The sequence below is a fragment of the Mesorhizobium sp. M0029 genome (assembly GCF_040323735.1).
Classification (GTDB): Bacteria; Pseudomonadota; Alphaproteobacteria; order Rhizobiales; family Rhizobiaceae; genus Mesorhizobium.
The window spans coordinates 1-19092 of sequence record NZ_JAMYVF010000001.1; the positions used below are offsets into that span (position 1 = coordinate 1).

Consider the following 19092-nt stretch of genomic DNA (forward strand, 5'->3'; position numbering starts at 1 on the left):
GGTGTGTTTGTCCGGCGGGCGGGGCGCGTTTTTCTCCTCCCTCCGGCGGGGGGGGGGTCGCCAATGCCGGCGGGGCGCGGGGGCGGGGCCTTGGGGCGGGGGGGGGGCGGCCCGGCGGCCGCCTTCGCACGTATGGTCGCAGCCCTTGGCGGTCCCGCCGATTTCGTCGAGAAGCCGGAAAAATACCTGCCGAAAGCGGCGGTGGAGTTTGCGGTCAAGGCGGCAGGCAACGGCTTTGCCACCGGCATTGCCACCCGCGATATCGGCCTTGCCGTGGTCGGGCTCGGTGGCGGGCGTACGCGGCCGGACGACAGGATCGACCATGCGGTCGGCATCACCAGGCTGCTGCCGCTCGGCGCCGAGGTGCGGACCGGCGAGCCGCTGGCGCTCGTCCACGCCCGCACGCAAGCGGAGGCCGAAGCGGCCGCAGCCGCCGTGCTTTCGGCCTATACGATCGGGGCGTCGAAACCAGCCGCCGACAAGACTGTCATCCGGCGCGTGCTGCCGCGCGGGTAGCGGAAGGCGCTACTGCACCAGCAACAGTGTGCCGTTTTCGACCTGGTATTTTGCCAGCCGCTGCAAAAAGCTCATGCCGATCAGGTTGGTGCGCAGCGCCTTGTCGTCGAGGACCACGGCCTGGATGTTGTCGACGCTGATCTTGCCGATCTGCAGGCGGTCGATGTTGACCACAGCGGCCCTGATCGCGCCATTGGCGGTGTTGACCTGATGGCTGAAATCCGACGGGTTGAGCGAGATGCCGATGCGGCGCGCCGTCGAGGTGTTGATGGCGACCAAAGTGGCGCCGGTGTCGATCATGCCGTCGACCTGGCGGCCGTTGAGCTTGAAGGCGGAGGTGAAATGGCCGCGCTCGTCGGCCGCCACCAGGACCTTGCGACCGGTGGGCAGCGGTGCGGCCGGCTTGTCGGGAACCGAGGCGAGGCTCAGCTCGGGCTGCGGTTGCGGCTTGCCGGCGACGGTCGACTTCAACAGGTTGTCGAGAATCTGCGGGTTCGACTGATAGACGATCGGGATCGATGCCGACGTTCCGGCGAACACGCCCAGAATAAGAAGCTTGCGCAGCATGAATGGACCTTCGTGAAGGCCCATTTTTGCCCACGTATGGTGTGTGCCGCTTTAACGCCAACCCGAAACCGCGGCTTTGCGTAAACGGGCGGTAAACGACTGGATGCCAGCTGGCCTTGCCAGCCGCCGTCATTTGGTTCCGTACATGCGGTCGCCGGCATCGCCGAGGCCGGGCATGATGTAGCCCTTCTCGTTGAGCTGGCGGTCGATGGAAGCGGTAAAGACCGGGACATCCGGATGCGCCTTGGTGAAGCGCTCGATGCCTTCTGGCGCCGCCAGCAGGCAAAGGAAACGGATGTTGGTGGCTCCGCGCTCCTTCAGCTTGTCGATGGCCGCGATGGCCGAGTTCGCGGTCGCCAGCATCGGATCGACGACGATCACCAGCCGGTCGGCGAGATCGCTCGGCGCCTTGAAGAAATATTCCACCGCCTCCAGCGTTTCGTGATCGCGGTAGAGGCCGACATGCGCGACGCGGGCCGCCGGGACCAGGTCGAGCAGGCCTTCGAGCAGGCCATTGCCGGCGCGCAGCACCGAGGCGAAGACCAGCTTCTTGCCCTCCAGCGTCGGCGCTTCCATGGTTTCCATCGGCGTTTCGATGGTCGTCGTCGTCAGTTCGAGGTTGCGGGTGACCTCGTAGCCGAGCAGGAGCGAGATCTCGCGGAGCAGTCGCCGGAAGCCGGCGGTCGACGTCTCCTTCTTGCGCATGATGGTCAGCTTGTGCTGGACAAGCGGGTGGTCGACGACGGTGACGCCCTGCATGGGTTGCTCCAGTGAATGGTGAATAGTGAATAGTGAATAGTGAGCAGGTTTGCGAGTCCCGATGGATCGATCATTGCCGTTGACAGGCCGAACCGCCGGCAAACCAATCACCAATCACCAATCACCAGTCACCTCTTCGCATCGAGCCGGGCAAGCAGCGCGCTTTTCGTCTTCCTGTCGACGAAAGCCGCTTCGATCGCCGTCCTGGTGACGGCGGTCAAAGCTTTTTCATTCATGGAGAAATGCTCGGCGGCGATGTCGTATTCGCGCTTCAGCGAGGTCCAGAAATAGGGTGGGTCGTCGGAGTTCAGCGTCACCTTGCAGCCGGCCGCCTGCAGGGCAGGCAAAGGGTGATCGGCGAAACTGTCGTAGACTTTGAGCGCGATGTTGGAGCCGGGGCAGCATTCGAGCACGATGCCCTCATCGGCGATGCGGCGCACCAGGTCGGGATTTTCGATGGCGCGCACGCCATGGCCGATGCGCGAGGGGCGGATGTGGTCGAGTGCGGCCTGCACCGTCTCCCACCCGGTCAACTCGCCGGCATGGATGGTGATGCCAAGGCCGGCTTCGCGGGCGATCTCGAAGGCCCTGACATAATCCTCCATCTCGCCCATGCGCTCGTCGCCGGCGACGCCGAAGCCGGTGACCAGCGGATTTCCGCAGCGCGCCGCAAAGCGCGCCGCCTGCTCGATCGACTCGACGCCGACATGGCGTACGCCGGTGACGATCATGCGGCCCTCGATGCCGGTCTTGGCTTTGGCGCGCAGCATGCCTTCGCCGAGCGCATCGGTATAGGCCTTGGGCGACAGGCCGGCCCTGACGGCATGGTCGGGCGAGGTGAAGACCTCGGAATAGATGGCGCCGTCGCGGGCAAGGCTGGTCAGATAATGGTCGGCGAGGCGGGCATAATCCTCCTCGGTGCGGAACAGGTCGGCGGAAAAATCATAAGCCGCCAGGAACGAGGTGAAATCATGCCAGACGAAGGAGCCGTTCTGGATATAAAGCGAGGTGTCCTTGCCGTATTTCTGCGCCTGACGGATGACGAGTTCGGGCGCCGCTGCCCCCTCGATGTGGCAGTGCAGTTCTGCTTTCAAAGGCATGCAGTTATCCCGTCTCATCAGTCCAGGCCGTAAAGCCCACCACCTGGAAGCGCGGCCGAACACCGCGCCTTAAACAATAGCGCCCGCACCATCGATCGGCTATGGTCCCGCCGGTTTTATGACGGATCAAAATAATGTCAGTTGAGAGAACCACGGCCGCGGGCGGCATGGAAACCTCCTATGGTTTCAAGAAGGTAGGGCCAGGCGACAAGCAGCCTCTGGTCAACGATGTTTTCCACAAGGTGGCGAACCGCTACGACCTGATGAACGACCTGATGTCGGCCGGGCTGCACCGGCTGTGGAAGGATGCCATGGTGACATGGCTCAATCCGCCGAAACGTCCGGGCTGGAAAGTGCTTGACGTGGCGGGCGGCACCGGCGACATCGCCTTCCGCATTGTAGACGCCAGCCAAGGCAACGCGCATGCCACGGTGCTCGACATCAACGGCTCGATGCTCAGCGTCGGCCGTGACCGCGCGGAGAAAAAGGGCCTGTCCGGCAACACCGATTTCGTCGAGGCCAATGCCGAGGAACTGCCTTTCACCGATAGCACCTTCGACGCCTACACCATCGCATTCGGCATCCGCAACGTGCCGCGCATCGATGTCGCGCTGACGGAAGCCTTTCGCGTGCTGAAGCCCGGCGGACGGTTCCTGTGCCTGGAGTTTTCCGAGGTCGAGATGCCGCTGCTCGACAAGGTCTACGAAGCCTGGTCGTTCAACGCCATTCCGCAGATCGGCAAGATGGTGACGGGCGACGGCGAGCCCTATTCCTATCTGGTCGAATCGATCCGCAAATTTCCCAACCAACAGAATTTTGCTGCCATGATCACCCGCGCCGGCTTCGAGCGCGTGTCGTTCCGCAACTATTCCGGCGGCATCGCAGCGCTTCATTCGGGCTGGAAGCTTTGAGGCCGGACAGTTTGCAGCAGCAGGGTAGACGATGAGCAGCGTCGGCGCCGCCTTTCGGCTCGCGCGGGCCGGCTGGGTGCTGGTCCGCGAGGGCGTGATCGCAGCACTGCCGGGGGACGAACTCAGCGGCCTGCCGAAATTCGGCTGGCGCATGGCCCGGCTGTTCACCCGCCGCCGCGCGCTCGCTTATGAGCGCAGCGACCGGCTGGCCAAGGCGGTGGTCCGGCTCGGACCCTCTTATGTCAAGCTCGGCCAGTTCCTGGCGACGCGGCCCGATGTCGTCGGCAACGACATGGCGCTCGACCTCGCCATGCTGCAGGACAAGATGCACACTTTTTCGCAGGCGGAAGCGGTGGCGGCGATCGAGGGGTCGCTCGGGCGCAAGATCGGCGAACTCTATACGCAGTTCGGCGGGCCGGTCGCGGCGGCCTCCATCGCCCAGGTCCATCCCGCGCAGGCCATGCATGACGGTGTCGATACCAAGGTGGCGGTGAAGGTGATCCGGCCTGGCGTGCGCCGCCGCTTCTTTCAGGATCTCGAAAGCTATTTCCTCGCCGCCCGGCTGCAGGAGAAATACATCCCGTCGTCGCGCCGGCTGCGGCCGGTCGAGGTGACCGAGACGCTGGCGCAGACCACCAAGATCGAGATGGATCTTCGCCTCGAGGCGGCCGCACTTTCGGAACTGGGCGAAAACACCAAGGACGATCCGGGCTTCCGCGTGCCGTCCGTCGACTGGGAGCGCACCGGGCGCGATGTGCTGACCATGGAATGGGTCGACGGCGTCAAGATGAACGACATCGCCGGCCTCGCTGCGGCGGGGCACGATCTGAAGGCGATCGCCACCAACCTGATCCAGTCGTTCCTGCGTCACACGCTGCGGGACGGCTTCTTCCATGCCGACATGCATCCAGGCAATCTGTTCGTCGAGGCCAATGGCAATATCGTCGCCGTCGATCTCGGCATTGCCGGACGGCTCGGCAAGAAGGAGCGCCGGTTCCTCGCCGAAATCCTCTACGGCTTCATCACCCGCGACTATTTGCGCGTCGCCGAGGTGCATTTCGAGGCCGGCTACGTGCCGCGCCAGCACAATGTCGCGGCTTTCGCGCAGGCGATCCGCGCCATCGGCGAGCCGATCCACGGCCAGCCGGCCGAGACCATTTCGATGGCCAAGCTTTTGACGCTGCTCTTCGAGGTCACCGAACTGTTCGATATGGCCACGCGGTCGGAACTGATCCTGTTGCAGAAGACCATGGTGGTGGTGGAGGGCGTCGCGCGTACGCTCGACCCGGCCTTCAACATGTGGAAGACGGCCGAGCCGGTGGTCGGCCAGTGGATCGCCGGCAATCTCGGGCCGAGCGGCCTGCTGATGGACGCGCGCGACGGCGCCAAGGCGCTGCTGGCGCTCGCCCGCCAAGCGCCGGACCTTGCCGCTCGCACCGAGCGGCTGTCACGCGAGATCGATTTTATGGCGGAGCACGGCCTCCGCTTCGACGAGGCGACATCGCGCGCCATCGGCAAGGCCGAAGCCCGTTACACCCGCTCGGGCCGGCTGGCGGTGTGGGTGATCGCGCTGACGCTGGTTTACATCGCGTGGAAGCTGCTCTGATCGCTTGCAACGCTAGCAACGGTGGTGCTAGCGTTGCAGTCGCGCTATTGATGTCGCGGAGCAAGTCATGGGCACCATTACTGTCCGCAATCTAGCTGACGACGTGAAGCAGAAATTGCGTGAGCGCGCTGCGGCGCGCGGGGTGTCGATGGAGGAAGAGGCGCGTGATGCGCTTGCCAAGAGCGTGCTGTCGGCGGAAGCCGGCATGCCCGCGAGCGAAACCCTCTATGCAACAATCCGCCGCTTGGTTGAGCCTCATGGAGGTTTTGACATCGATCTGCCCCAGCGAGGTCAATCCACAAAAACGCAAAAAACCCTCGACGGCAAGCGCATCCTGCTGATCATCGGCGGCGGCATCGCCGCCTACAAGGCGCTCGACCTGATCCGCCGGCTGCGCGAGCGCGGTGCTGGCGTGCGCGTGGTGATGACATCGGCCGCGCAGGAATTCGTCACCACGCTTTCGGTCGGCGCGCTTTCGGCCGACCATGTCTTCACCGAACTGTTCGACCGCAATGACGAGCACGATGTCGGCCATATCAGGCTGTCGCGCGAGGCCGACCTTCTGGTGGTGGCGCCGGCCACTGCCGATCTGATGGCCAAGCTCGCCAACGGCCATGCCAACGATCTGGCCTCGACGGTGCTGCTCGCCACCGACAAGAAGGTGCTGATGGCGCCGGCGATGAACCCGAAAATGTGGTCGCATGCCGCGACGAGCCGCAACCGGGCGACGCTCGCCAAGGATGGCATCGCCTTCGTCGGCCCGGCCAAGGGCGAGATGGCGGAAAGCAACGAGGCGGGCGAGGGCCGCATGGCCGAGCCGCTGGAGATCGTGGCAGTGATCGAGGCACAGCTCGACAGCAGGCCGAAGCCGCTGGCCGGCCGCAGGATCATCGTCACCTCGGGGCCGACGCATGAGCCGATCGACCCGGTGCGCTACATCGCCAACCGCTCTTCGGGCAAGCAGGGCCATGCGATTGCGGCAGCGCTGGCAAGACTGGGCGCGGATGTACGCCTGATCTCCGGTCCGGTCAGCATTGCCGATCCGGCCGGCGTTGTGACGACACATGTCGAGACCGCGGCCGAGATGAAGGCGGCCGTCGAACAGTTGTTGCCGGCGGACGCTGCGGTCTTCGTAGCTGCCGTCGCCGACTGGCGCACCGCTGGCACGGCCGGCGAGAAGATCAAGAAGGTGGCGGGCCAGGGCCCACCGGCGCTGCAGATGATCGAAAACCCCGACATTCTCGCCGGTGTTGGTCATCACGGGCAACGGCCGGGGCTGGTTGTCGGCTTCGCCGCCGAGACGCAGGACCTGATTGCCAACGCCGAGGCCAAGCTGAAGAAGAAGGGCGCCGATTTCATTGTCGCCAACGATGTCTCGCGTGAAAGCGGCGTCGGCCCCACCGGCGTCATGGGCGGCGACCGCAACAAGGTGCGCATCGTCTCGAAGGACGGCGTCGAGGAATGGCCTGAGATGGGCAAGGACGAGGTGGCGGCGCGGCTCGCCGCGCTCATCGCCGAGCGTTTGCAAGCCTGAGCGGCCGCCGGTCCGCAATCAGGCACGGGCCATGGTCTTGCAAGCAGCCTTGTGGTCGAGGGCATTTGACGCCGACAGCGCCGGCGGAATGCTGTCGCCAAATTCTCCATCCGCCGTGCCCTCAGCCTGTCGCCAATTGCGGCCGGCGTGCCGCCAAAGCCATCTTCAACGCCGCCAGGCAACCGACAATGCCAAGTGGCACGAAGGCCAGGTACAGCCAGCCGGCGACGTGCGCTGCTGCCTCGCGGTTCAGCCCGTCCGAAAAGCCGCTGGCATTGGCGATGATGCCGGCCATGGCGGCGCCCACGGCGTAGCCGATGCGCTGCATGGTCGGCACGGCGGCCGAGGCGATCGTCTGCTCGCCGTTGCGGGCCGAGGCGACGATGATGCGGGTCAGGAAGGGCCATGACATGCCGAAGCCACCGCCTTGCAACAAAGCGCAGAGCAGGATCACCGGGATCGAGCCGGCGGGGATGGCATAGGCGAAACCGGCGAGGCCGGCTGCAATCATCAGCGCGCCGATAACGAGGATCTGCCGTTCGCGCTGCAGCGGCGCATTGGCGACGGCGATCGACAGGATTGACCAGGCGATCGATTCGGCGGCGATGATGTAGCCTGTGGTCAGGATCGGGATGCCGTGCAGCGTGGTAAGCAGAAGCGGCCCGTAGATGGAAAAAGAGACTGTCGCCACCGAGAAGGCGGCAACCATGCTCATGCCGCTGCCGACCGGCGAGCGCCATGAGAACAGGCCCGACGGGAACAGTCGCGATTGCGGCTTCATGGCGTCAACGAAAACGAACAGCGCCAGGCCGGCGAGGCCGAGGACCAGCAGCAGCGACGAGCGCAGCAAGGCGACGTCGACGCCTGCGGTGGCGATCAGCACGACGGCGATGGCGAGGCAGCCAAGTGCTGCAAAGGGGAAGGGCGGCGAGGTGCCGGCGGCGGCTTGCGGCTTCGTCGCTTCCGGCGTGTTCAGGACGATGAAGCTTGCCGATGCCATGGCGATGCCACCCAGCACGAAGACGCCGAAGGCCCAGCGCCAGGACAGGAGCTCGACCATGATCGCGCCGAGCATCGGGCCGCTGAAGGCGGCGACGCCCCAGATCGCCGACATTATGCCGAACAGCTGTGGCCAGATGCTGCGGTTAAACAGCCGCTCGACCGAGACGAAGGCCAGCGACACCAGCGCACCGCCGCCGAGACCCTCGACCAGACGGCCGCCAAAAACACCGGCATGGACGGCGCGGTGGCGCAGATCAGTGCGCCCACGGCATAGAGCAGGGCGGCGACCGTGACGTTGGAGCGTAGAGCGACATAGCTGACCAGCCGCCCGGCCGCTGCGCCGGCGACAATGGCGCCGAGCTCGTAGACGGCCAGCGACCAGCCGACGAACTGCACACCGGCGAGGTCCCCGACCATGGCCGGCATGACCGTCGCCACCATCGTTTCGTTGGTGGCGTGCAGCAGGATGCCGAGGCTGATGAAGCAGAAGCGCGCGAGGTCGCCGCTTGCCCACAATGCCCGCCAGTCGACCTTGTTGCTGGTGATTTCAGTCATTCTTTTACCCTGCCTTTGCATATCTCGATGCCGGCGCATGGCGCCAGAAGCCAGTCGGGCTTACCAGCGGGGCCATGCGCGCTGTTTCAGTCAGGCGAGTTGTAAAACCTCAAGCGCAGTTGAGCTCAAGTGGCTTTTTATCGAAGTGGAAACGGTCGAGATTGGCCGGAAGCCTCTCCGCTTGATGCGCCGGTCAGTTCTCAATGCTGCGCAGCTGAAACTGGCTGACGCCGATCGCAATGTTGATACCGGTCTGCGTCTGCAGGCTGAGCGGCTGCAGGGTGAAGGCCTGCGAGGAGCCGCCGACCAGGAGATTGGCGCCGGCGCCGACCGCCGCGGTCACTTCGGCGCTGGCGCCGATATAGTCGCCGGCCAGCCCGCCGGGCGCATAGATGTTCCTCAGCGGCGTCAGCACCAGCCATTGCATGATCGTCTGCTTGGTGGTGCCGATGTCGAGCCCGTATTTGTTGACGGCGCCGAAATAGGCTTCGGGCGAAAAGCTCTTGTCGGCCGGCGTGAAGGTGCAGCTCAGATCCTTGCTGGAGCCGAAGATGAAGCCGGTGCCGCCGCCGATGGCGCAATCGAGCACGCCGAGTTCGATGCCCTGGTCTTGCGCTTGGGCCTGGGCGGTACAGATGATGGTGATAGCGGCGGCGATGGCTGGTTTCAGCACGGCGGATCCCCCAAAAAGCATACGGCGCGAAACAGTAACCTGTTCCGCGCCGCGCGTAGAGGGATCAGTCGATCCTTATTTGCCGATGCTTACTTGAACGAGTGGATCAGCTCCAGGGAGGTCACGGCGACCGCTACATTGACGCCGGTCTGCGCCTGGACGCTGAGCGGCTCCAGCACAAAGGCGCCGTCGAGCCCGCCGACCAGCAGATTGGCGCCGCCGCCGGTCACCACGCTCGCCTCGGCGTTGACGCCGTAATAATGGCCGGCAAGGTCGCCCTCATCATGGCCGCGGGTGGCGGCCAGAACCGCCCACACCAGCTGGCCCTGATGCGTCTGGCCGAGATCGACGCCGAGCTTGGAGATCATCCCCGTGTATTTCTCGGACGGCCCATGGTGATAAGGACGGAACGTGCAGTCGACGCCCTTGTTCGACGTGATGACGTAACCGACGCCGCCGTCGATGGTGCAATCGAGCGTGCCGAGTTGAAGCTTGCCGGCGCTGGCGGGAACGGCAAGCAGCGTCGTGGCAAGTGCCGCGGCACAGATGATTTTCTTGATCATGGGTCAGTCCTTTCGAAAATGCCTTCAACAACGGTTGAATGGCCCGGAGCGTTCCGCTGAAAACTTGGCGCGATCAAGGCAGGGGTTAACGCTTTGCCCCGGTGGTTAAGATTGGGTGATAGTGGGGTTTTCTGGATACGCAATCCGTAGCGGAAGGGCTCTGCGCTTTCCCGGGGAGAAACCGCTCACGCGGCGCACCGTATCAGGAATGGAGCGTTGTTGAAGAAGCCGCCGCCGATGGCGGCGCGCCGGCCGCATGTCAGCCGGCGGTGGCGCCCGATGTGCGCGACAGGCCGTCCTTGGCCGGCTGGTAGGTCGGGTCGAGATGGACGGCTTCGCGGTAGGCCTTCGAGGCCTTGACCTTGTCGCCGCGGCGCTCGTAGATCAGCGCCTGGTTGGACCAGGCTTCGGCGTTCTTGCCGTCGAGCTTGATGGCCATGTTGAAGTCGGAGAAGGCGTTGTCCTCGTCATTCATGGCGAGATAGGAGAGGCCGCGGCCGTTGTAGGGTTCGGCGGCGTCCGGCGCCAGCGAGATGGCGGTCGAGAAATCCTCGATGGCAAACTTGTGCTGGCCCTGGCTCTGATAGATCAGGCCGCGATTGTGGTAGGCGCGGGCATCCGTGGTGTCGAGCTGGATCGCCTTCTGGAAATCGTTGAAGGCCTGCTGGGTCTGGCCGGCCTTGCGATAAAGGTTGCCGCGGCCGATATAGGCGGCGTCATAATTTGCATTGATCTGGATCGAGCGGTTGTAGTCGGCAAGGGCGGCCGCCTGGTTGCCGAGGAAGCGCTGGATCAGCGCCCGGTTCGAATAGGCCTGGTAGAAATTCGGGTTGAGCTGGATGGCGGTGTCGAAATCCTTCAGCGCCGCCTGATACTGGCCGCCACGGCCATAGGCTGAGCCGCGCACATTGTAGCCTTCCGGATCCTGCGGATTGCGCTGGATCACCGCCGACAGCGAGGAGATGTTCTCGCTCGAGCCTTGCGCCTTGTCGATGTTGTTGAATTCGCCGGTCGGAACGCTCTGGCAACTGGCAAGCACAAGGCCGGACATCAGGGCTGCCGCCAGGGCCAAACCGCGCATTGTGGTTCTGCGCTCTACGCCGATTGCGTTCATGTCTGCCCTGTCCTCACTTCAGCCTCGCCGTCCAGGTCCCCCTCCGGGCCGGGTCACAGATTCTCGTAACAAAATCTAGAACGCCGTTTGCGCGTTCAAGGGAACGGCCTCCAACAGAATGGCGGCGCTCCAAACAAAAAGGTGGCGGCGATTCCGCATCGCGCCACCTCTGAGTATCCTTCGAAAAGGACGAAAAATTGGCGTCAGAACCGCGGCGGACGCGGAGCACCACCAGGACCACCGGCGGCGCCGGCAGCAACCGGGCGCGGCGTCATCGGCAGCAGGCCTTCGCGCTGGGCGCGCTTGCGGGCCAGCTTGCGGGCGCGGCGAACGGCTTCGGCCTTTTCACGGGCGCGCTTCTCGGAAGGCTTCTCGTAATGGCCGCGCATCTTCATTTCGCGGAAAATGCCTTCGCGCTGCATCTTCTTCTTGAGAGCGCGAAGCGCCTGATCAACGTTATTGTCGCGGACGAGTACCTGCACGGGCAATCCTGTCTTTCGGGTTTGATATCAACAGGCAAGTGGCCATAGCCACATGCCTCCGCGGCGCTTTACACCACGAATTGTGGCGGCTGATAGCAGAATCAGGCCGCGCTGTCCACACTGGAAATGAAGGACAACCGCCAATTTGCCACGGCAGCCCCGAGATAGGGCGCCAACTAGGCGCTGGCCAGATGGAGCCGTGCGAAATCCTCGAAGAATTCGCCGTAATCGCAGGTAATTTCCTCGCCGGCTGATATATCTCGAGTGGCGGTGGCGCCGCCATATTGCGAAAAATCCGTGTTCGGCCGCTCGGCGTGGTTCATGAAGCGGCCATTATCGACTTCATAGACCATGAAGCCGGGACGGTCGGGGCTCGGATAGGCATAGCGGTCGAGCAATTCCTTGAGGTGCGGCGGCGCCGCCTCATATTTGTCCATCGGGATCAGCCGGTCGAAATCCGGATCGAGCCGCCATATCGAGGCGCCCTTCCTGATCGGCTCGGCGGCGAACACGCCGACGCCTTCGATTGCGCTCTGGGCGACATAGGTCCTGATCAGCAGCATGTCCGTCCTCCTCACCCGAAACCGAATCGCCAAATCGCGAGGAAAAAGCAAGTCCGGTTTCGGGTTCTATGGCTGATCGGCGCGGGCGATGACCCGCGAAATGCTTCACGTCCGGGTGATCGAGACGCCGCCATCGGCAAACAGCGCCGATCCTGTGGTGAAGCTCGACGCATCCGATGCCAGGAAGAGCGCAGCGCGGGCGATCTCTTCAGGCACAGCCACACGTTTCAAGGCATGCAGGTTTTCCACGAAAGCGCGTGATTCCGGCGTCTTGAATGTTGCCGACGGCGTGTCGGTGCCACCCGGCATCAGCGCGTTGACCCGCACGCCCCTGGGGCCGTATTCGGCGGCCAGCACCTGCGTCAGGCCGATCAGTCCGGCCTTGCTGGCGGCATAGCTGGTCATGCCCGGCATGCCGACTGTGTGACCGACGAAGGTCGAGGTGAAGATCAGCGATCCGCCGCCGCGTTCGACCATCGCCGGCACCTGGTATTTCGCGCCGAGAAAGGCGCTGGTCAGATTGGCGTCGAGCGTCTCGCGCCATCCGTCCAGCGACAGTTCCGAAATCGGACCCATCGTTCCGACGGAGCCGACATTGTTGAAGGCGATATCGAGCCCGCCGAATTTTTCGACGGCGAGATCGACGAGGGCTTTTGCATAGGCTTCGTCGCGGACATCGCCGGCAAGCGCGACTGCCGTGCCGTCGGCGTCCTCGATTTCGACGACCAGCGCATCGAGTTCGGCCTGGCGGCGGGCGGCGATGACGACCCTGGCGCCTTCTTCGGCGAAGAGTTTTGCGGTGGCGCGGCCGATGCCGGAACTGGCGCCGGTGACGATCGCTATTTTATTGGTGAGTGCGAACATTTTTTACATCCTTTCATCGCGCCGGCTGTGCCGGCAACCGGGATGTTGATCGCAGTTCGGGACGGTGCTAGCCACCCGATACGTGCTCGACTTGCTGAATGGCTTCGCAGCGGCACAAGCGCCGCGCGCCGGACTATTGCTTCAGCAGCCAGCCGAGGCGATCGAGCGAAAATGCGTAGCTGATGGCGATGAGCAGCGTGATGACAACGCCCGTGGTCGTGTGACCGGCGGCATAGAATCCGGCTGCACCGCCAAACAGGATGGCCAGTTCAAGCACCAGCCTGACTGCGCCTGGTACAGGAACCGGCGCGCGTCCGGACCGGCTCGGGTCGCCGCGCACCGCGAAGGTTCCCCACAGCGCAGCTGCAATGAACGGCAAGGCCAAGGCGAAGAGCCAGCGCCACCATCCGCCGGAGAGGCTCCAGCCGGCAAAGCCGAGGCCAAGCAAGGCGGCAAGTTCCAGCAGGAAACGCAAGGTCAGATTCCACCAGGCGTTGCCCATATTCGTCCTCCAGAGTCTCTCGATCGCCAGTGTGTCCGAACGCAGCCATGCCTGCCAGCCCGGGTAGGTCTTTTCCACCGCGGCGCAAAACGGCAAGCGCCGTCGCAAACAGCGCAAGGGTGGAAGCGCCGTTTCGCTAGTGATACACCTCGCGCGCCGGGGCTGCGTAAAATACCCCATCGCCATTTGCGAGGCTGGAACGTTGAAAAAATATTCGGTATTCGCCATCGCCCGCGAGGCCATGCGCGGCCACAAGGGCTGGGAGGAACAATGGTCCTCGCCGGAGCCGAAGAAGGAATATGACGTCATCATCGTCGGCGCCGGCGGTCATGGCCTGGCCACCGCCTACTATCTCGCCACCGTGCACGGCATCACCAATGTCGCGGTGCTGGAAAAGGGCTGGCTAGGCGGCGGCAACACCGGGCGCAACACCACCATCATCCGCTCCAACTACCTCTATGACGAGAGCGCCGGCATTTACGACCATGCGCTGAAGCTGTGGGATGGGCTCTCCCAGGAACTCAACTACAACGTCATGTATTCGGCGCGCGGCGTCATGATGCTGGCGCACAATGTGCACGACATCCAGGTGCTGAAGCGCCATGTCCATGCCAACCGTCTCAACGGCATCGACAATGAATGGCTGACGCCTGAGCAGGCGAAGGAATTCTGCCCGCCGCTCAACATTTCCAGGCAGGCGCGCTATCCCGTCGTCGGCGCCGCGTTGCAGCGGCGAGGCGGCACGGCGCGTCACGATGCGGTGGCCTGGGGCTATGCGCGCGGCGCTTCGGCGCGCGGCGTGCACATCATCCAGAATTGCGAGGTCACCGGCGTCAAGCGGGCGGCCAATGGCGCGGTCATGGGCGTCGACACGACGCGCGGCTTCATCAGCGCCAAGAAGGTCGGCGTGGTGGCTGCAGGCCACTCCTCGGTGATCATGAACATGGCCGGCGTGCGCATGCCGCTGGAAAGCTATCCGCTGCAGGCGCTGGTGTCGGAGCCGGTCAAGCCGGTGGTGCCGTGCGTGGTGATGTCGAACACGGTGCACGCCTACATCTCGCAGTCCGACAAGGGCGAACTGGTGATCGGCGCCGGTACCGACCAGTATGTCTCCTATTCGCAGACCGGCGGCCTGCACATTTTGCAGCATACGCTGGACGCCATCTGCGAGATGTTCCCGATCTTCACCCGCATGAAGATGCTGCGCTCGTGGGGCGGCATCGTCGACGTGACGCCCGACCGTTCGCCGATCCTGGCCAAGACGCCGGTATCAGGCCTCTATGTCAATTGCGGCTGGGGCACGGGCGGCTTCAAGGCAACGCCCGGCTCAGGCCATGTCTTTGCCCACACGATTGCCAAGGACGATCCGCATCCGATCAACGCGCCCTTCACCATCGAGCGCTTCCGCACCGGGCGCCTCATCGACGAGGCAGCAGCGGCGGCGGTGGCGCACTGATGATGGTGGAACTGGCTGTAGCGGTGCCGCTGGTGCTGGCGGGGGAGCAGGACCTGTTCCATTTTCCGTCACCGGACGAGGTGCGGACGCAGCCGATCAGCCGCGCCGGCAACGAAGCCAATTGGCCGTTTTCGATCGACGCCGGCATTCTGGGATGCGTGTGGAGTGGTGGCCAGAAGGTGGTCATCTTCATGGAGAACAGGCCCTCCGGTCTCGGCGAGGACGACACATTCGATGCGCGCAGCGTCATCGTGACGACCGATCCGTTTCAGCTCACGATCGGCAACATGGCGTATCGCGAGCTGTTTCGCCCCGCCGCAAGTGTAGAGGAGCGCATTCGGCTCGTCGCGCCTTTTGCTGCGATGGGCCAGAGGCTTTGCAACCAACCGGCCGGCGCGCATGTCGGCCACGGCGAATTGTAGGAACGAACGATAATGCTTCTCATCCGCTGCCCCTATTGCGAGGAAGAGCGCCCGGAGCTCGAGTTCCGTAACGCCGGCGAGGCGCATATTGCGCGTTCGGCCAACATGGCGGGCGAGAGCGACGACGATTTTGAAAAGTTCTTCTTCATCCGCTCGAACCCCAAGGGCATCATCTATGAGCGCTGGCGCCACATCCATGGCTGCGCACGCTTCTTCAATGCGGTGCGCGACACCGTCACCGACAAGTTCGTCATGACTTACAAAGCCGGCGAGCCGAAACCGTCCAAGCTGCCCAAAAACTCCAACGAAATGGCTTCCAAATGAGCGGCGCGTTCCGCATTCCGAGCGCCGGCCGTCTCAGCCAGGCCAAGACCGCGCGGTTCTCTTTCGACGGCCAGTCTTACACCGGCATCGAAGGCGACACGCTGGCCTCGGCGCTGCTTGCCAATGGCGTGCATTTGGTGGGACGTTCGTTCAAGTATCACCGTCCGCGCGGCTTCCTGTCGGCCGGAGCGGAAGAGCCCAACGCGCTGGTCGAGGTCAAGCGCGACGCGGCACGCAAGGCGCCCAACATCCGCGCCACGGTGCAGGAGCTCTATGACGGGCTGGTCGCGCAGTCGCAGAACCGCTGGCCTTCGCTGGCCTTCGATGTCGGCGCGGTCAACGACATTGCATCGCCGCTGTTTTCGGCCGGCTTCTACTACAAGACCTTCATGTGGCCGAAGGCAGCCTGGAAGAGCCTCTACGAGCCGAAGATCCGCGCCGCGGCCGGCCTCGGCGTTTCGCCTGACAAGCCAGATCCCGACCATTATTCGTCGCGCTATGCGCATTGCGACGTGCTGGTGCTAGGCGGCGGTGCGGCCGGCATTGCGGCAGCGCTCGCCGCTGCCGAAACCGGCGCGCGTGTCATCCTCGCCGATGAACAGGCCAGCTTCGGCGGCAGCCTGCGCTTCGAGAGCGGGGCGAAGATCGACGGCCAGGACGGCTATGCCTGGGCGCAAGGCGCGGTGGCCAAGCTCACCGCCATGGACAATGTCCGCGTTTTGTCGCGGACGACGGCGTTCGGCTACTACGCGCAGAATTTCGTCGGCCTGGTCGAGCGGGTCAGCGACCATCTGCAGAACCCCGGCCGCGATCTGCCGCGCGAAAGGCTGTGGCAGGTCCGCGCCAAGCGCGTGGTGCTGGCGACCGGCGCCATCGAACGCCATATGGTGTTTGCCGACAATGACCGGCCCGGCATCATGCTGGCCTCGGCGGCGCGGACTTATCTCAACCAGTACGGTGTCGCGGTCGGCAAAAATGTCGGCGTCTACACCGCAAATGACTCGGCCTACTCCGCCGCGATCGACCTGAAGAAGGCCGGCGTCAACGTGGCGGCGATCGTCGACCTGCGCGACCATCCGACCGGGCCTGTGATCGACGAGGCGAGGGCGCTCGGGATCGAGGTCAATTTCGGCCGCGCGGTGATCCGCGCCGGCGGCAAGTTGCGCGTGACCTCGATGACGGTGCAGCCGAAGAATGGGGGCGGCGAGCGCACCATTCCGGTCGACGCCATCCTGATGTCGGCCGGCTGGACGCCGTCGGTGCATTTGTTCTCACAGTCGCGCGGCAAGGTCGCCTTCGATGACGAGACCAAGCGCTTCGTGCCGGGCATCTATGCGCAGGACTGCGTTTCGGTCGGCGCCTGCAACGGCACCGATGGGCTGTCGGCGTCGATCGACGAAGCCTATGCGGCCGGCGCCAAGGCGGCGAAGGATGCGGACGGCAAAGTGGCCAAGGGCGTTAAGCCGAAGGTCGACGCGTCGGAAAGCTGGTCGCGCGGCATGCTGGGCGCGGCGCCCGGCGCCGGGCCGGACAAGACGGTCAAGGCCTTCGTCGATTTTCAGAACGACGTCACCGCCAAGGACATCCGCCAGGCGGTGCATGAAGGCATGCGCTCGATCGAGCACGTCAAGCGCTTCACCACCAACGGCATGGCGACCGACCAGGGCAAGACCTCCAACATGCACGGCCTGGCGATTGCCGCCGAGACGCTTGGCAAGCCGATCCCCGAGGTCGGGCTGACCACGTTCCGCGCGCCCTATACGCCTGTCACTTTCGGCGCGATCGTCAGCCATTCGCGCGGTCCGCTGTTCGACCCGACACGGAAGACCGCGATCCATCCCTGGGCGGAAGCTCAAGGCGCGGTGTTCGAGGATGTCGGCCAGTGGAAGCGCGCCTGGTATTTCCCCAAACCCGGCGAGGACATGCACAAGGCGGTCGACCGCGAATGCGTCGCTGTGCGCACCAATGCCGGCCTGTTCGATGCCTCGACGCTGGGCAAGATCGAAGTGGTCGGACCGGATGCGGCCAGGTTCATGGAACTGCTCTATACCAATCCATGGGAGAAGCTTGAGCCCGGCCGCTGCCGCTATGGCATCATGCTGCGCGAGGACGGCTTCATCTATGATGACGGCGTCGTCGGCCGACTGGCGCCGGATCGTTTCCATGTGACGACGACAACGGGTGGCGCGCCGCGCGTCATGAACCACATGGAGGACTATCTCCAGACCGAGTTCCCGCATCTCAATGTCTGGCTGACGTCGATCACCGAACAATGGGCGGTCATCGCCGTGCAGGGGCCGAAGTCGCGAGACATCATTGCACCGCTGGTCGAAGGCGTCGACATGTCGGACGAGGCGCTGCCGCATATGTCGGTGCGCGAAGGCAAGATCTGCGGCGTGCCGACCAGGCTGTTTCGCATGTCGTTCACCGGCGAGCGCGGCTTCGAGGTCAATGTGCCGGCAGACTACGGGCAGGCCGTTTGGGAAGCGCTGTGGGCCGAAGGCCAAAAGCATGGCGCGACTGCTTACGGCACCGAGGCGATGCACGTGCTGCGCGCCGAAAAGGGCTACATCATCGTCGGCCAGGACACGGACGGCACGGTGACGCCGAACGATGCCGGGCTCGACTGGGCGGTCGGCAAGAAGAAGACCGACTTCGTCGGCATCCGCGGCCTGACGCGGCCCGATCTGGTCGCCAAGGGCCGCAAGCAGCTGGTCGGCTTGAAGACCAAGGACCCGAAAGTGGTGCTTGAGGAAGGCGCGCAGATCGTCGCCGACCCGAAGCAGGCGATCCCGATGAAGATGATCGGTCACGTCACATCCAGCTACTGGTCGGAAAATTGCGGTCGCTCGATCGCGCTGGCGCTGGTTGCCGGCGGCCGCGACCGGATGGGCGACACGCTCTATGTGCCGATGCCGAACAGGGTGATCGAAGTGGAGGTTACGGGCATGGTGTTCTTCGACGAGACGGGAGGGCGCCTCAATGGCTAAGGCTGCTGCAAAGAAGACGGCCCCAGCTGCAGCGCCGTCCATCGAGCGCCGCCCGGCCCTGGCTGGACGCGTCGTTTCCGCAACGGATGTCAAGGTTGAGGTGCTGCCGCCGGCGGAGCGCATGTCGCTGCGCGCGCCGGAGGCTTCCGTCGCGGCGCTGTCGAAGGCGCTCGGCCTGACCTTGCCGAAGCAGCCGAAAACTTCGGCGGCCAAGGCTGGCCGCACGGCGCTGTGGCTCGGCCCTGACGAGTGGCTGGTCATCGACGAGGCCGGCAAGGATCCGCTGGCCGATTGTGCTGGGGTTGCCGCATTGCATTCGGCGGTCGGCATCTCGCACCGCAACGTCGCCTTCGTCGTCACCGGCCCGGCGGCGGCCGCCGCGATCAATGCAGGCTGCCCGCAGGATTTGTCGCTCGAGGCTTTTCCGGTGCGCGCGGCGTCGCGCACCAGTCTCGGCAAGTGCGAAATCCTGCTGCTGCGCACGGCAGCCGATGCCTTCCGGGTCGAGTGCTGGCGTTCCTTCTCGGACTATGTCTTTACTTTCCTGTCGGAAGCAGCCAGCGACGCGGCGGCGTAGGAACGTTTGACG

Annotated in this window: 19 protein-coding genes and 1 pseudogene; 9 read left to right on the forward strand and 11 right to left on the reverse strand. The window is 64.4% G+C overall.

Going from position 1 to position 19092, the window contains the following annotated elements:
* Positions 1-132: 132 nt before the first annotated feature.
* The gene (locus tag NKJ76_RS00005; RefSeq protein ID WP_502902230.1) at positions 133-516 is read left to right on the forward strand and encodes a hypothetical protein; all 384 of its coding nucleotides are present in this window, start codon (positions 133-135) and stop codon (positions 514-516) included.
* Positions 517-525: 9 nt separating this feature from the next.
* Here NKJ76_RS00005 and NKJ76_RS00010 read toward each other — a convergent pair whose 3' ends face one another.
* From NKJ76_RS00010 to NKJ76_RS00020, 3 genes are all read right to left on the reverse strand, one after another.
* Complete coding sequence (locus NKJ76_RS00010; RefSeq protein ID WP_023740923.1) at positions 526-1083, reverse strand: TIGR02281 family clan AA aspartic protease; 558 nt, start codon at positions 1081-1083, stop codon at positions 526-528.
* A 129-nt stretch (positions 1084-1212) separates the two neighbouring features.
* Positions 1213-1842, reverse strand: a complete 630-nt coding sequence (gene upp, locus NKJ76_RS00015) for a uracil phosphoribosyltransferase (RefSeq protein WP_023671129.1) — start codon at positions 1840-1842, stop codon at positions 1213-1215.
* Positions 1843-1970: 128 nt separating this feature from the next.
* Positions 1971-2942, reverse strand: a complete 972-nt coding sequence (locus tag NKJ76_RS00020; protein WP_023704052.1) for an adenosine deaminase — start codon at positions 2940-2942, stop codon at positions 1971-1973.
* Between the two features lie 134 nt (positions 2943-3076).
* Here NKJ76_RS00020 and ubiE point away from each other — a divergent pair, with 134 nt between their 5' ends.
* The 3 genes from ubiE (at position 3077) to coaBC (ending at position 6993) form a co-directional block, all read left to right on the forward strand.
* Positions 3077-3853 carry a bifunctional demethylmenaquinone methyltransferase/2-methoxy-6-polyprenyl-1,4-benzoquinol methylase UbiE gene (gene ubiE / locus NKJ76_RS00025; protein ID WP_352536500.1) on the forward strand — a complete coding sequence of 259 codons (777 nt, stop codon included), beginning with the start codon at positions 3077-3079 and terminating at the stop codon, positions 3851-3853.
* A gap of 31 nt (positions 3854-3884) precedes the next feature.
* A complete protein-coding gene (ubiB, locus tag NKJ76_RS00030; RefSeq protein ID WP_023749085.1) occupies positions 3885-5459 on the forward strand; it encodes a 2-polyprenylphenol 6-hydroxylase in 1575 nt (524 codons plus the stop codon).
* Between the two features lie 67 nt (positions 5460-5526).
* The gene (gene coaBC / locus NKJ76_RS00035; protein WP_023737607.1) at positions 5527-6993 is read left to right on the forward strand and encodes a bifunctional phosphopantothenoylcysteine decarboxylase/phosphopantothenate--cysteine ligase CoaBC; all 1467 of its coding nucleotides are present in this window, start codon (positions 5527-5529) and stop codon (positions 6991-6993) included.
* A 121-nt stretch (positions 6994-7114) separates the two neighbouring features.
* Here the strand turns inward: coaBC and NKJ76_RS00040 are convergent.
* The 8 genes and pseudogenes from NKJ76_RS00040 to NKJ76_RS00075 all read right to left on the reverse strand — a co-directional run bounded on the left by NKJ76_RS00040 (position 7115) and on the right by NKJ76_RS00075 (position 13311).
* Positions 7115-8550, reverse strand: a pseudogene (locus tag NKJ76_RS00040) (MFS transporter).
* A gap of 193 nt (positions 8551-8743) precedes the next feature.
* Positions 8744-9223 carry a DUF992 domain-containing protein gene (locus NKJ76_RS00045; RefSeq protein ID WP_352536501.1) on the reverse strand — a complete coding sequence of 160 codons (480 nt, stop codon included), beginning with the start codon at positions 9221-9223 and terminating at the stop codon, positions 8744-8746.
* An 89-nt stretch (positions 9224-9312) separates the two neighbouring features.
* Positions 9313-9786: a DUF992 domain-containing protein gene (locus NKJ76_RS00050; protein ID WP_023671136.1), complete on the reverse strand. Its 474-nt coding sequence runs from the start codon at positions 9784-9786 to the stop codon at positions 9313-9315.
* Positions 9787-10045: 259 nt separating this feature from the next.
* Positions 10046-10900: a tetratricopeptide repeat protein gene (locus NKJ76_RS00055; RefSeq protein WP_023700994.1), complete on the reverse strand. Its 855-nt coding sequence runs from the start codon at positions 10898-10900 to the stop codon at positions 10046-10048.
* A gap of 203 nt (positions 10901-11103) precedes the next feature.
* Positions 11104-11382 (reverse strand): 30S ribosomal protein S21, encoded by a 279-nt coding sequence (gene rpsU / locus NKJ76_RS00060; protein ID WP_023671138.1) that lies wholly within the window; start codon positions 11380-11382, stop codon positions 11104-11106.
* 176 nt (positions 11383-11558) lie between these two features.
* A complete protein-coding gene (locus NKJ76_RS00065) occupies positions 11559-11945 on the reverse strand; it encodes an SET domain-containing protein (protein ID WP_023671139.1) in 387 nt (128 codons plus the stop codon).
* A gap of 105 nt (positions 11946-12050) precedes the next feature.
* Complete coding sequence (locus NKJ76_RS00070; protein ID WP_023671140.1) at positions 12051-12809, reverse strand: SDR family oxidoreductase; 759 nt, start codon at positions 12807-12809, stop codon at positions 12051-12053.
* Between the two features lie 133 nt (positions 12810-12942).
* Complete coding sequence (locus NKJ76_RS00075; protein WP_023671141.1) at positions 12943-13311, reverse strand: YrdB family protein; 369 nt, start codon at positions 13309-13311, stop codon at positions 12943-12945.
* Between the two features lie 202 nt (positions 13312-13513).
* Between NKJ76_RS00075 and NKJ76_RS00080 the strand changes: the two genes are divergently transcribed.
* From NKJ76_RS00080 to NKJ76_RS00100, 5 genes are read left to right on the forward strand one after another with little or no spacing between them, the layout of a single operon-like run.
* Entirely contained in the window at positions 13514-14767 is a 1254-nt protein-coding gene (locus NKJ76_RS00080; protein ID WP_023671142.1) for a sarcosine oxidase subunit beta, read from the forward strand.
* A complete protein-coding gene (locus NKJ76_RS00085; protein ID WP_352536502.1) occupies positions 14767-15189 on the forward strand; it encodes a hypothetical protein in 423 nt (140 codons plus the stop codon). Before NKJ76_RS00080 ends, NKJ76_RS00085 begins: the two co-directional genes overlap by 1 nt.
* A gap of 12 nt (positions 15190-15201) precedes the next feature.
* On the forward strand, positions 15202-15513 hold the full coding sequence (locus NKJ76_RS00090; RefSeq protein ID WP_023683197.1) for a sarcosine oxidase subunit delta: 312 nt from the start codon (positions 15202-15204) through the stop codon (positions 15511-15513).
* Positions 15510-18503, forward strand: a complete 2994-nt coding sequence (locus NKJ76_RS00095) for a sarcosine oxidase subunit alpha (protein ID WP_352536503.1) — start codon at positions 15510-15512, stop codon at positions 18501-18503. The genes NKJ76_RS00090 and NKJ76_RS00095 overlap by 4 nt, the downstream gene beginning before the upstream one ends.
* Entirely contained in the window at positions 18496-19080 is a 585-nt protein-coding gene (locus NKJ76_RS00100) for a sarcosine oxidase subunit gamma (RefSeq protein WP_352536504.1), read from the forward strand. Before NKJ76_RS00095 ends, NKJ76_RS00100 begins: the two co-directional genes overlap by 8 nt.
* Positions 19081-19092: the final 12 nt, after the last annotated feature.